At 36.0% G+C, this 14,104-nt stretch carries 11 protein-coding genes and 2 tRNA genes; 3 read left to right on the plus strand and 10 right to left on the minus strand.

Annotation, left to right across the window (positions count from 1 at the left end; genetic code table 11):
- Positions 1-375 precede the first annotated feature (375 nt).
- The 3 genes from Q0543_RS07735 to mutS form a co-directional block, all read right to left on the minus strand.
- Positions 376-461: transfer RNA gene (locus Q0543_RS07735), tRNA-Leu, on the minus strand.
- A 56-nt stretch (positions 462-517) separates the two neighbouring features.
- Positions 518-590, minus strand: a tRNA-Gly gene (locus Q0543_RS07740).
- Positions 591-762: 172 nt separating this feature from the next.
- Positions 763-3,333: a DNA mismatch repair protein MutS gene (gene mutS / locus Q0543_RS07745; RefSeq protein ID WP_299251117.1), complete on the minus strand. Its 2,571-nt coding sequence runs from the start codon at positions 3,331-3,333 to the stop codon at positions 763-765.
- Between the two features lie 277 nt (positions 3,334-3,610).
- Here mutS and Q0543_RS07750 point away from each other — a divergent pair, with 277 nt between their 5' ends.
- Positions 3,611-4,141 carry an RNA methyltransferase gene (locus tag Q0543_RS07750; protein WP_299251012.1) on the plus strand — a complete coding sequence of 177 codons (531 nt, stop codon included), beginning with the start codon at positions 3,611-3,613 and terminating at the stop codon, positions 4,139-4,141.
- A 48-nt stretch (positions 4,142-4,189) separates the two neighbouring features.
- Here the strand turns inward: Q0543_RS07750 and Q0543_RS07755 are convergent, their stop codons facing one another.
- The 6 genes from Q0543_RS07755 to Q0543_RS07780 form a co-directional block, all read right to left on the minus strand.
- Positions 4,190-4,774, minus strand: coding sequence for a DUF4230 domain-containing protein (locus Q0543_RS07755; RefSeq protein ID WP_299251013.1), 585 nt, complete (start codon positions 4,772-4,774; stop codon positions 4,190-4,192).
- 122 nt (positions 4,775-4,896) lie between these two features.
- Positions 4,897-5,328 (minus strand): tetratricopeptide repeat protein, encoded by a 432-nt coding sequence (locus Q0543_RS07760; RefSeq protein WP_299251015.1) that lies wholly within the window; start codon positions 5,326-5,328, stop codon positions 4,897-4,899.
- Between the two features lie 23 nt (positions 5,329-5,351).
- Complete coding sequence (locus Q0543_RS07765; protein ID WP_299251017.1) at positions 5,352-7,100, minus strand: pseudouridine synthase; 1,749 nt, start codon at positions 7,098-7,100, stop codon at positions 5,352-5,354.
- Complete coding sequence (gene scpB / locus Q0543_RS07770; protein WP_366800057.1) at positions 7,078-7,881, minus strand: SMC-Scp complex subunit ScpB; 804 nt, start codon at positions 7,879-7,881, stop codon at positions 7,078-7,080. The genes Q0543_RS07765 and scpB overlap by 23 nt, the downstream gene beginning before the upstream one ends.
- Before the next feature lie 9 nt (positions 7,882-7,890).
- Complete coding sequence (locus Q0543_RS07775; protein WP_299251118.1) at positions 7,891-8,280, minus strand: TraR/DksA C4-type zinc finger protein; 390 nt, start codon at positions 8,278-8,280, stop codon at positions 7,891-7,893.
- A gap of 594 nt (positions 8,281-8,874) precedes the next feature.
- A complete protein-coding gene (locus Q0543_RS07780) occupies positions 8,875-11,388 on the minus strand; it encodes a lamin tail domain-containing protein (protein WP_299251019.1) in 2,514 nt (837 codons plus the stop codon).
- A gap of 128 nt (positions 11,389-11,516) precedes the next feature.
- Between Q0543_RS07780 and Q0543_RS07785 the strand changes: the two genes are divergently transcribed.
- Both Q0543_RS07785 and Q0543_RS07790 read left to right on the plus strand, forming a co-directional pair.
- Positions 11,517-12,509, plus strand: coding sequence for an aspartate-semialdehyde dehydrogenase (locus tag Q0543_RS07785; protein ID WP_299251021.1), 993 nt, complete (start codon positions 11,517-11,519; stop codon positions 12,507-12,509).
- Positions 12,510-12,644: 135 nt separating this feature from the next.
- Entirely contained in the window at positions 12,645-13,523 is an 879-nt protein-coding gene (locus Q0543_RS07790; RefSeq protein WP_299251023.1) for a YicC/YloC family endoribonuclease, read from the plus strand.
- Here the strand turns inward: Q0543_RS07790 and Q0543_RS07795 are convergent.
- Complete coding sequence (locus tag Q0543_RS07795; protein WP_299251025.1) at positions 13,518-13,910, minus strand: hypothetical protein; 393 nt, start codon at positions 13,908-13,910, stop codon at positions 13,518-13,520. The genes Q0543_RS07790 and Q0543_RS07795 overlap by 6 nt on opposite strands.
- Positions 13,911-14,104: the final 194 nt, after the last annotated feature.

Genomic DNA, 14,104 nt, shown 5'->3' on the forward strand with positions numbered 1-14,104 from the left:
GCATTCGTTCAATCTGTTTTTAGTTGGTCAGGAGAATTCGTTATTGCAAGAGGCTTGTAAAAGCAGACCTAGGTGCTTCGGTCTCTATATTCCTCATAACAAAACCGACATTGATCTGAAATCATTCATGAACAGCGAGACCGGTCTCATGTATTGTACAATATTTTGTTAGCGATATGTGTTTTAAAACAAGAGGGATCCAAAAAGGTGTTTTTGATAAAATTGTTCGCCTAAAATAAAACGTTGCTCCAATCTGGATGTGCTACATAAAACGTTTATGTCTCAGGCTTTGAAAAATGCATTTAAAATTATACTTGCCATCAATATTTCAAAAAAAAAAGTCCTTGATAATCAAGGACTTTTTTGCATTACACGTACTCAGAGTGGGACTTGAACCCACACGAACTTTAAGGTTCACAGGATTTTAAGTCCTGCGTGTCTACCGATTCCACCATCCGAGCAATTCTGGACACTTTCAAAAAAAGAACCTCTTCATTAAAGAGGTTCAAATAAGAAGAGCGAAAGACGAGATTCGAACTCGCGACCCCGACCTTGGCAAGGTCGTGCTCTACCAACTGAGCTACTTTCGCATTACAATAATTAATTGTGGATGCAAAGGTAACACTTTGCTTTAATTATGCAACACTTGGATTCCATTTTTTTTGCTTTTTTTAAGCCTAATTGGCAATAAACTTCTTTTACAAGATGTTACAAGCAAAGTTTTTTTTAATAAAAAGGGTTTTTTATTAAAAATCTACCTAGTTATTTAATTAACTGTTTCAATTCGTTCAATTTTAGAAGCGCTTCAACTGGAGAAATAATATTTACATCTGTTTGTGTCAATATTTTCTTTATAGAATCCCATGCCGGATCAGCCGCTTCAAACAAACTCATTTGCAAGGTAGACTTCGGAATCTCTTTAAGCCTATCTTCATGCTGGTTGTTCAGATGGTCTTTTTCTAAATGCTGCATAATTTCATTTGCACGCAACACCAAACTATTCGGCATACCTGCCATCTGTGCCACGTGAATACCAAAACTATGTTCGCTGCCGCCAGGCTTTAAAGTACGCATGAATATGACCTTATTGCCTGCTTCTTTAACGGATACATTATAGTTTTTTACCCGTTTCAAATCATCTGTCATTTGATTTAACTCGTGGTAATGCGTTGCAAATAATGTTTTCGGCCTAAAATCCAAGTGGTTGTGCAAGTGCTCAACAATTGCCCAGGCAATAGAAATTCCATCGTATGTACTCGTTCCACGACCAATTTCATCCATCAACACCAAACTTCTTCCACTCAAGTTATTTAAGATGCTTGCGGTTTCGTTCATCTCAACCATAAAGGTTGATTCGCCTTTAGAAAGATTGTCCGAAGCACCAACGCGCGTAAAAACTTTGTCTACCGTACCTATAATAGCAGAACTTGCGGGTACAAAACAACCCGCTTGCGCCATCAATACGATTAAAGCGGTCTGTCTTAATAAGGCAGACTTACCGGCCATGTTAGGGCCCGTAATGATCATTACTTGTTGCGTTTCATCATCTAAAAAAATATCGTTCGGCACATACGTTTCTCCTAAGGGCAATTGCTTTTCAATTACAGGGTGGCGGCCAGCTTTAATATCAATTAGAGCGCTATCTTCAATAATTGGTTTTACATAATGATTTTGAAGCGCAGCATGCGCAAAAGAACACAAACAATCTATGTGTGCAATTATTTTTGCATTCTGTAAAATGGGGTTTATATATTCTTCGGCTTCAAGCACCAAATCTTGAAACATTTTTTGTTCAATAATATTGATTTTATCTTCGGCCCCTAATATCTTTTCTTCATAGACTTTTAACTCCTCGGTGATGTATCGCTCGGCGCCAGTCAACGTTTGCTTACGTATCCAGTCTGCAGGCACTTTATCCTTATGAGTATTGGTAACTTCTAAATAATAGCCAAATACTTTATTGTAGGAAATCTTTAAAGAGCTAATACCTGTGCGTTCGATTTCACGTTGTTGGATCTGCATCAAAAAATCCTTCCCCTTATACGCTATTGCACGCAGTTCGTCAAGTTCAGCGTTACAGCCATCTTTAATAATTCTGCCCAAATTGGTTAAAACAGGGGCATCCTCTTTCAACATGTTTAATATTCTGCCAGCCAAATACTCACAAGGATTTATTTGCTCTTCCAACTTTAGCAACACATGCTGCCCTTGCTTTTTAAGTGCCTCTTTGATTGGATTCAAGCGCTCTAAGGCACGTTTGAGTTGTACCATTTCTCGTGGATTGACTCTTCTCGCTGCAACCTTAGAAATCAATCGCTCTAAATCTCCAATCGGTTTTAATTCATCATTCAGCGTTGCAGCAAAATCTGCATCTTTTACCAATAGTTCAACCGTATCTAAACGCTCTTGAATAGGGGTAATGTCTTTCAGGGGAAGAATCAGCCATTTCTTCAACATCCGAGCACCCATCGGTGTTTTGGTATGATCTAGAACATCGATCAATGGTACGCCTTCAATTTGTTGCGCATGAATCAACTCTAGATTTCGAATCGTGAACCGATCCAGCCAAACGTAACGCTCTTCTTCGATACGGTTTACACGTGTAATATGACCTACTTCTCTGTGTTCCGTTTCATTTAAATAATGAAGAATCGCACCTGCTGAAGTAACTCCTTCGGTTAACTCTTCAATACCAAACCCTTTAAGGGAAGTTGTTTTAAAATGACGAATTAATAAATCATAGGTAAAATCATAGGTAAACACCCAATCTTCCAGCGTATAAATATTGTACCTGTCACCAAAATATTCAAGAAAGGTTTCTTTTTTGTTTTTGCAAAACAACACTTCCGACGGAGAAAAGCTTTGCAGCAATTTATCGATGTATTGTCTATTGCCTTGTGCCGTTAAAAACTCGCCGGTAGAAATATCTAAAAAAGAAATCCCAATAACGTCTTTTTGAAAATGAACGGAAGCTAAATAATTATTCTTTGTAACATCTAATACGTGATCATTAAAGGAAACCCCAGGAGTGACTAATTCGGTCACTCCTCTTTTAACAATCCCTTTAACCGATTTAGGATCTTCCAATTGATCGCAAATAGCTACACGCAAACCGGAACGCACCAATCGAGGCAAATAGGTATCTAAGGAGTGGTGTGGAAAGCCCGCCAATGCGGTTTCAGAAGCAGTTCCATTACCTCTTTTGGTTAGTGTAATCCCTAGTATCTTCGCTGCTTTGACTGCATCGTCTGAAAATGTTTCATAAAAATCGCCTACTCGAAACAATAACATTGCGCCTGGATATTTGGCCTTGATCGCATTGTATTGCTTCATTAAAGGCGTTTCTGTTGATTCTTTAGTCTTGCTCAAAACAAAATTGGATTTGGATACAGATTATACAATTCGATGTTCGGGGTCAATCAAATAAAATAAACGCATCCGATTTAATTTCTAATTACGTACCTTTGATTCGTTTGTAACAGATGTTTATATGTCACAAATGAAGTTATTGGAACATATAAATTTAGGGATTGAGCCTCGGATTTGCCAATTGAGTTATTCACACCTTTGGTGCTTAACATATAGCGCTGTATTGATTAATTGAAATCGCATGAAAAAGCTATCTATGGATGAATTGAACCGCTTATCGGTTGAAGCATTCAAGGAAATTAAAAAAACGTCTATCATTGTTGTGTTGGATAATGTGCGCAGCCTGCACAATGTGGGCTCTTTTTTTAGAACTGCAGATGCATTTCAGATTGAAAAAATATATTTGTGCGGAATAACAGGCACACCGCCTAATAGAGAAATTCACAAAACAGCCTTAGGTGCTACGGAATCTATTGAATGGGAATATGCTGCATCCGCACTTGATTTTTTACCAGGTTTGAAAACGGAAGGATATGAAATCCTTGCTATTGAACAAACGGATCAAAGTATCTCTTTAGAAAAATTCGACATTGAAAAAGAAGGTAAATTTGTATTGATATTCGGAAACGAAGTATATGGGGTAAGTGAAGCTGTAATTCAGCAAAGCGATCATGCCATTGAGGTGCCTCAGTTTGGCACAAAGCATTCTTTTAACGTTTCTGTTACAGGTGGTATTTTATTGTGGGAGTTTTTCAGAAGAATACATTTATAATAAAAAAATAACATATCAAGGATATGTTATTTTTTTATTCCTTGCATACTATTTAAACACAACCTCTTTATCTGTTATCCCAGACAAAAAAGATTTTAAAATCAATTTTGCATTGTCTGCTGTTTGCTTTTCAATGCCCATTTTTGTCGCAGAGTTTAAAATTTCTTTTTCTGCAATTTTATATGCCTTATCAATGACGACTTTGTCGTCTTCAAAAAAACCTGTTTCTACATCGTAAATATTGGACGTTTGGTGATCAATTTTAAATACGCATATCTCTGCTTTGGGAAGTGTAACAAAAACTTGCGTCTCAGTTATTTTTATGGAAGTAGAATCTATCTTTCTCAAGTCCATGCAGCCAACGGCTTCGCCAGAAATAATCAACACTACTTTTGAATCTTTATCGTACCAAGGCTTAATCTCTTTATGTTCTACAATGTCTTTAATGTAGAATTTACACAACTCAAGCTTGCCTAGCATTTCGACTTTTTCTAAAATAACATTATTTGTAATTTCTGTTTTCCCTGCTTCACTTGAGCTATCAAAAAGTGAAAAGCGTGTAAAATAAATATACAATCCTAGTACACAAATTAAAATCCAAGGAATGGCTTTTAAGATAATTTTGAATCCCATGATGTTCTTTTTTTGTTTCAATTAGAATATACACAATATATGTAAATCAAAAAAACTCTGATTAAAAAAATAAAGCCTGCAGATGACTGACTGCAGGCTTTAAAACTATTTTTCAGAAGATATTATTCGGAAATTTCAATTTTACTTTTCAAGAACTCCAAATATTTCGGATCTTCTTCTTCAAAAATTTCTTCTCCTTCTATCGCATACGCTTCGTGCATGGCATCTTCAGCTTCATCCATTTCGCCTAATTCAAAATGACATTGCCCAATTCTCAATAATAAATATGGGTTTTCTTCGCTATCAACACATCCAATAGCATGCTCAAAATGGCCAAGTGCTTCTTCGTATTTTTCATCAAAGAAGTGTACATCGCCAATAGATGAAATCAACCATGCAGAAGGCTCATACTCTTCAATTGGTTCTGGCAACAACGTTAATGCTTCGTTGTATTTAGCAATTGCTTCTTCACTTTTTTCATCTTCAAAAAGCAAATCTGCTTCTTCGCAAATGGAGTCGATACGATCTAAAATTGCGTCTGATAATTCTTTCATACGAAAATTTTTTATTTATTAAATTAATCTAAATATTTCATTTTATTTACTTCTGTTGCAGTAAGATATCTCCAAGAGCCGCGCGTAACGTTTTTCTTTGTTAAACCTGCATACATTACACGATCCAATTTTTGAACATCATATCCAAGTGATTCGAAAATACGACGTACGATACGGTTTCTACCTTCGTGGATTTCAATCCCAATCATTTTTTTATTCGGAGAAATGATTGCAATTTCATCTACTTTCACTGGACCATCAAACAAATGGATTTTGCCTTCCGCAATTTTATCAAAATCTTCTGCAGTAAGTGGTTTATCCAATTCAACTTCGTAGATTTTTTTAATTTTATTGGAAGGGTGCGTTAACTTTTGAGCCAACTCCCCATCATTCGTAAACAACAAAAGACCTGTGGTATTTCTATCCAATCTCCCTACAGGGTAAATACGCTCCGTGGTAGCATTTGCAATTAGTTGCATTACCGTTTTACGTTCGTTTTCATCATCCATCGTGGTAATGAAATCTTTTGGTTTGTTTAATAATACATAAACCAATTTTTCCGGATTCAGAACCTTGTTGTTGTATTTAACTGAATCACCTACTTTAACTTTATAGCCTAATTCAGTAACTACAACACCGTTAATTTTAACGGTGCCTTCTAAAATTAATTGGTCTGCTTCTCTTCTGGAACAAACTCCAGAATTTGCAATATATTTATTTAAGCGAATTTCAGACGGATCTGAAACACTTATCTTTGCTGCATTCGGTTTATTCTTGCTTAAAATGTCTAATTTATTCGCATAAGATTTACGACCTCTTTTTACACTATCGCCATCAAATTTAGATTTTCCTTTAGATTCGGAATCTGAAAAATCATCTTCAAAATCTTCGTCTTTTTTAGGTTTGGGTCTCGCAGAACGCGAATCCGTACTTTCAAATCTAGTTGGACGCGCATCTGATCTATTTTCTTTGAAAGCATCGCCTCTTGAGCCTGTGCTTTTTTTAACGCCACGAGGTTTACTTTCGTCTGAATCGCTTCTTTTACTTGATTTAAAGTCATCGTCTGATTTCGTAAATGAGCGCTTAGCAGTTGTAGGCCTTTCTCTGTCAGATGATGATCTACTTCTATCTGATGTAGGTCGTTCTCTATCTAAAGAAGGACGCTTTCTATCTGGAGAAGGTCTTTCTCTATCCGAAGAAACTCTTTTTCTATCTGATGCTGGTCTTTCTCTATCAGAAGAAGGGCGTCTTCTATCAGATGAGCCTTCTTTATCTGGAAAAGTCCGATCTCTTGAAGGAGATTTACGCTCTCTACCTGGGCTCGTTCTGTCTCTTGAAGAAGCAGGTTTAGATTCACCTCTAGATCTCGGTTCTTCATTTGAACGATTTCCTCTAGGCGTGTACGGGCTTTTAGTATCATCCGAACGCAAATTGTACGGAATGAATTTTTCTTCTTTATCTGGGTAATTCGTCTTTGCAGGTTTACGTCCTGAAGGACCTCTACCTACTGTTCGTTTCGATGATTCGAATTTCTTAGGTGTTGATCTAGAGGATCGTTTTGCACCATATAAATCTTTTTCTTCTTTCTTATTTCCTTTAGAACTTCCTTCGGAAGAACTCTTTTTTGAATAAGGCCCGCTGCTGCGAGTAGATGATTTTGAATTCGCTGATTTGGACGAACGACCTTCGCTGGTCGAATTGGATCTGCCTTTAGACGAAGTAGGCCTGCTACTAGCCGGCCTCTTGTTGTTATTCGCTCTTTGTTTGGTCATTTTCTGTGCTTGTATCTTCTTCTGAAGAATCCGAATTGTCTGGAGACTCCTCTGGTTGTTCTTCTGATTGATCTTCTGAAATATATACAACTTGTTCTACTAGCTCTTCTTCTACCAACTCTTCATCTGTTGATGCTTCATGAGTTGCGTCGGTAATTTCCAGTTGGTTGTTTGTTTCAGTAATTTCTGAAATAGCCTGATTTGCTAATGCTTCATAATCAGGATCATTCACGTCACCAATCTCGTTCACTTCAGAAGTGAAATCTTTTGGCGAAGGTAAGTCTTTTATGTTGTTTATTCCGAAATATTCTAAAAACTTCTGACTTGTACCATACAGGATTGGTCTCCCTACCCCGTCAGATTTACCCTGAATTTCAACTAATTCCTTTTCCAGCAATTTCTGCATGGCGTAATCACAATTCACGCCTCTTATTTGCTCAATTTGCCCCTTCGTAATCGGCTGTTTATAGGCAACGATTGCCATTGTTTCCAAAGCAGAGGTAGATAATCGCTTCTTTGATTTTTGTTTTAAAAAAATCCCCAAACTAGACTGATATGCTGGCTTAGTCATGAATTGATACCCGCCGCCTATTTGTAATATTTGGAAGGGGTACATTTCATCTTCATATTTCGAAAGCAACTCATCAACGGCATTTAGAATGTCATCTAAGGGAATTTCTGCTTCAAACATCTCCGACATACATTGACGAATTTCGTCAGGCTTTACAGGATCTGTTGCACAGAAAATAATGCTTTCAATATGATTTTGTAAGAAATTCATTTGGTATTATTATTTTCTTTGTTCTTTTGCTTCAATTGTGTGTTGGGTATGTGGCACCAATTTCAATCGTTCTTTTGGTATTAATTTACCTGTAACAATACACACTCCATATGTGCCATTTTGAATGCGTGCATGCGCATTTTCCAACTGAAGTATAAATTTTTGTTGACGTGCTGCAAATGAACTGAAACTTTCTTTTTCAAGAACATCCGCCCCGTCTTCCATCATTTTAACATTCCCAGTAGTATTATCCGTGCCTTCATCGTTTTTGCGATTCAACACATCCTTAGCAAATTGAAATTGTTTACGCGCAAGTTCTAACTTTTCAGATATAATTGCGTCAAATTCCATTAATTCCTCTTTAGAATAATGTGTTCTATCATCCTTTGGCGCATTCATAGTACGTTGAAGATATGCTGGCTCTTGTTTAAGCAAAGGCATATTTTTTTGCGCATTTGGTGTTGCATCTTTAGATGCATTTTCTTTGTCTTCTTTTTTCATTTCTTTCGTTTTTGAGACAGACGTTGAAACGGCTTTTTTGTTAGTAGTTTTTAAAAGGGATTTTTTTTCTACTATTTTTTTCGTTGGCTGAACGATTTTTGTCTTTTTTATTGGTTCTTTTGAAAGCGCAACTTTTTTAGGCACTACTTTTTTTAACGTTTTTTTCGGCACTACTTTTTTAAGCGCTTTTTTCGCAACTACCTTAACTGCACTTTTTATAGTGGGCTTCTTAGTCGTCGCTTTTTTAGAAACGACTTTTTTAACAACCGCCTTTTTAGCAAGGCTTTTTTTAGAAACGACTTTCGTTATTGCTTTTTTTGCTACTACTTTCGTTGCCTTTTTGCTTACTTTTTTTGTAACGGCTTTCTTTTTGTTCGTACCCATAATAAAAGTATTTGAATAGATGCGTGTATTACGTAAAAGATCCTTTACAAAAATACTACAAAAAAGGTTAGATACATGCTTCGTTATCCACAAAATCCGTATATATTTTCAATACTGTGAAGTACTTATGGCAATTTTAGACGTATTCACTTTGCCATCTGAAGTCCACCATTCAGCTACTGCAATGTATATTCCATCCGTTAAGATTTCGCCATTCTGTTTTAAGCCATTCCATTTAAATGTATTTTCAAACCCAAGTAGTTGATTAACAAACAAATCGACTAAAATATGTCCATCTATTCCGTAGATCCGAAGTGTTCCAAATGCAGCTTGCGTATGTGGGTTTAAGTGTAATAAAACAAAATCATCTACACCATTTAAATTTGTTGAAGCATGGCATGGCGCACAGTAAAAATCCTTACTTTCAGGGGAATTGTATCTGACTTGCTGTGAATTTTCATAACCAGGTGTAGCTCTATCTGCAGAACTCGTCCAGTTATCGGGCAAAAAAACAGGATTGATTGTATTTATTTTTTCTAAGGAATACCCTTCAGAATTGCGAAGTAATTTATTGTGAAAGTCGTCACGGTATTCAATGTAATCTAAGGTATCTCTACCATTACTAGCAACTAAAGCTAGGCTCCCTCCTCCATCTGGCAATGAGATCAAATTTTTAACTTGTATGAATGTATGGTCCTTTGCATTTGAATATTGTTGTTTTAACATAAGTGTATCCGGTGTTAAAACAACAAAAGCATACGGAGGAATAACCATGTCACCTAGTAAAAAAGTATGCGAAATTTTATTTGAAGAAGTGTTGAATAAATGGCTTCCTCCCAATTGAACATAGGCATCCGAACTATTATATATCTCAACAAAATCAACTCCTCCAACACTCGGGTTATATAAGATTTCGTTCAAGTACAATTCGTTTTTTTGTGCTTGCTTCGGAAAAATAAGTGGGATTACAATGTCGACCGATTGTTGTTTATTTTTGCAATTAATGATAGAGTCAATAATGCATTCATAGGCTTTCCCTGCTTCAAAGCCATGTGTGCATGTAAATAAATAAGTCGTTTCAAATGCAGTACTTGTGTTTCTCATCGTCAGAATGTCCAGTGGATTGGAAATGAAATTTTGATTCAAAGTAACAGCGCCATTTAAATTCAATCGCACCTCTCTATCCGATATAATTTGAGCCTTAAACATGATTGGTGGCGTATTGGTAAACATGGGTGCGATACCCGGGCTGCCTCCAGTTGCATCATCAGTAAATTTTAATTGTTGTGCAAAGGAACAATTTTCAGATATCGCTTTTCTTTCAATAGAGTAGCCTCCATCTAACTTATATCCTTTCCCTAGCAACGCAATATTATACTGAACATAATCCAACAGCAAAGTATCATTCGCCCAAACAAAAATAGAATCTGAGCTATTATTTAAACTTGGCAATACAGGTACTTCAATACAATTTTCAATATGAAATAATGGGCACATATTTACGGAACATACTATCAATGCTGATTTAGGTTCTAGTATATATGCTGGCAATTTCACACTTGTAGAAGGATCTGAAATGCGAATATTTTTCACATCTATCGCTTTGTTCGAAGCATTTACAAGCTCAATCCACTCTACATCAGGCAAACCAGCACTGGGGCTGGGATCACTCATAAATTCAGAAATTCGTAGTTGACCAACATAATAATACATCTCCTTAACTAATTCTATTTTATCGCTAAATGGTTCGTTTGAGCCAGCTGAAAATACATTTTGAAGTTTCGCTTTATACGTCTTCGCAAGAAGAGGTTTTTCAAAAGTTAATGTCAAAATTTTTAGTCCAAAAGCAACCTTGTAATTGATGCCGAAATCTTCGTCTAGTTGAATTTTATTGCAGGAATCAATCTCTTGATTGAAATAAAAAATAAGTGTCGAATCGTTTTCAAACTCATATCGATCTAAAGAAAAGGGTATCTGTATATGAATGTCATCCCAAAAGAACTTGTCTCTCCTTGTAGATGAATACACACAGCGTAATCCAGAGAAATGATAGCTCTGTGCCTGCCAATGCTGAGCTGTAGATTGCTCAGCAAAATTATACCCTCCTGTATTATCCGTATTCAATGTCCATACACCTTGCGCATTTTTAATTACTTTTATTCTGCAGACGACCTTACTTGCCCCAACTACTCCCGTTAGACTTTCTAATATTTTATATTTAATATTTCCTTGTTGATAATACAACTCAATTTTATCACTATTACCTGCTACACCTCCAATTTTCAAGTAGTAGCTGCAGTTGTTTGCTGAATTAAAGTTTTCATGTGTTGAATAGAGATAGAATAATCCGTAATTAGTTGTAGATGCGGCAAAGTCATAGCGCACTAAAAACTCCCAACTACAATTTGTAGTGCTTAAACTAGGCCACACTACAGTTGATTGTGAAGCACCTACTGGAGCATTCAATTGCAATTGATTTTCAGTGGAGATTTTAAAGGCTACTACATCTCCGGACCAACTGGTTGGAATGCTAGCATTCTCAAAGTCAAACAATTGAGCACATAAAGGACTCGAAACAAGTAGTAATATACTTGTAAAAATTAGGGCGATACGGTTTTGCATTGCGAAAATAAAATTATTGTGCTGAAAACAGCCAAAAAACATAGCTTGAATAAATGAAATTAGGAGAAAAAAAATGGTAAATTGCAACTCTTTTAAAAAAGTGTGCATTAATTAACAAAAGTAAAGAAATGAAAGTAGCTGTAGTTGGCGCTACCGGTTTGGTAGGAACGCAAATGCTTACTGTTCTTAAAGAACGTAACTTCCCTATAACAGAGCTCATACCAGTAGCATCTGAAAAATCCGTTGGTAAAGAAGTTGAATATAATGGTAAGAAGTATAAAATAGTATCTGCAGCAACAGCAATTTCTATGAAGCCAGATATTGCTGTATTCTCAGCAGGTGGTAGTACTTCGTTAGAACTTGCACCCATATTTGCAGCAGCAGGTACAACTGTCATTGACAACTCTTCTGCATGGAGAATGGATCCTACGAAGAAATTGATCGTGCCTGAAGTAAACGCGCACGAATTGACTAAGGATGATAAAATTATTGCAAATCCAAATTGCTCTACTATACAGATGGTAGTAGTATTGGAACCGTTGCATAAAAAATATAAAATCAAGCGCGTAGTTGTTTCTACGTATCAATCAGTAACAGGTACGGGTAAGAAAGCAGTTGATCAATTGTTTGATGAACGTAAGGGAGAAATGAATGGAGAAAAAGCATATCCATATCAAATTGATTTGAATTTGCTTCCTCATATAGATGTATTCCAAGAAAATGGATATACAAAAGAGGAAATGAAAATGATTTTAGAAACAAATAAAATCATGTCTGACGATACTATTAAAGTTACTGCTACTACTGTACGCGTACCTGTAATTGGCGGACACTCTGAATCTGTAAACATCGAATTTGAAAATGATTTTGATGTGAATGAAGTGAAAGAATTGCTTTCAAAATCCCCTGGCATTATCGTTAAAGATAATCCAGCAAAATTAGAATATCCGACGCCGTTAGATGCGCATAATAAAGATGAAGTTTTTGTAGGTCGTATTCGTAGAGATGAATCTCAGCCAAAAACGCTAAACTTGTGGATTGTAGCTGATAACCTTCGGAAAGGAGCTGCGACCAATGCGGTGCAAATTGCAGAGTATTTAGTTTCTAAAAAATTAGTATAAATATCACCCATTAAATTAGGCGTCAGATTTGACGCCTAATTTAATTATTTTCTTACACGCGTTGTAGCGCAGCATTGCCAAGCATACACGTTTCGTTTTTCTTTTCTATATTGCACAAAATACATATCCGCTCCCATGATTAAATCAATGACAGGTTATGGTTCTCACACAGCCGAGAACGATAAAATTTCAGTTTCAGTAGAAATAAAATCATTAAATTCTAAATTTTTAGATTTGAATTTACGCTTGTCGAAAGAATATTCGGATCGTGAACTAGAGGTTCGAAATATTTTAAACAATACGATTGAACGTGGTAAAGTGGGTTTGAACATTGATGTTCAGTCTAAAGGTGGAGTAAAAGCCAAAGTTTTCATTAACAGAGAACTCGTAGCATTATATTACAAAGATTTAAAAGAAACAGCAGATGCAATTGGTGCATCAGACTCTGACCTTTTCAAACTTGCCCTTCAAATGCCTAAGGCTATGGAGTCTGAGGCTGAAACTGAAGATAGTTCAGAAGATTGGGCATTAATCCAAAAAGTACTTGTAGAGGCGATTGCGAAATGTAATGAATTTCGCAAAGATGAAGGAAAGACACTTTCGTTAAAATTTCAAGAGTATATTAAAAATATTGGAGATGCGCTTACTAAAGTTGAAGCGTTTGACCCACAACGCATAGAAGCGATTCGCACACGTATCCGTCAGCATTTTGATGATTACAGTAAGTCTGAGCAACTAGATAATAGTAGATTTGAGCAAGAGCTTATTTTTTATATTGAGAAGCTAGATATCAGCGAAGAAAAAGTTCGCTTACGTAGCCATTTAAGTTATTTTTTAGAAGCAATGGAAGGCGCAGAAGCGAATGGAAAAAAACTTGGCTTTATCGCACAGGAAATTGGAAGAGAAATCAATACAATTGGTTCAAAAGCAAATGATGCAAATATTCAACGTTCGGTTGTGCAAATGAAGGAAGAATTGGAAAAAATAAAAGAGCAGTCGCTGAATATTTTATAAAGATTCCTCTTTATGTTTTAATCCAGTTGATTTTCCATAAACAACACCTATAAAAATGGAAATTACTCCTATATTAGAATGGAGGAAATTGTCATGTTTCGTAAATTGAAAAATGTCTTGAAGTGGTAATTGCAGCCAAGTTGAAACCACAAAGAATACCATCATCCAGCCCGTTGCAATTAAATATCCGCGCATAATGGTAATATTGTTACTAAGCAGAGTCATAATTGCTAATGCAGCGTAGTTTATACGGTACAGTTTTATCCCAACCCCTTCCGTAGCAAAAGGGATTTTATTTGGAATAAAATAAGTCGCCACTACTATTGCCGACATTATAATTATACAAACCAATAAGAACCAATAATTTGGGTTTTTATATTGAATCATTTCCTAATTCTGTTCAACTTAAGAACACTGATTATAACTTGTTGAAGGTATTTCAATCTGCAATAAATGAATAATTTGCTAAAAATCAATCAATTTATTCGCTTTAATACAATTCTTTAGTCTATTACGGCAGATTACTTTTAAAGTTGTTATATATCATCCTTTAGCGCTAGAGGCGAAATTTTCCACCCAAC

This window comes from uncultured Cytophaga sp., assembly GCF_937863595.1.
Classification (GTDB): domain Bacteria; phylum Bacteroidota; class Bacteroidia; order Cytophagales; family Cytophagaceae; genus Cytophaga.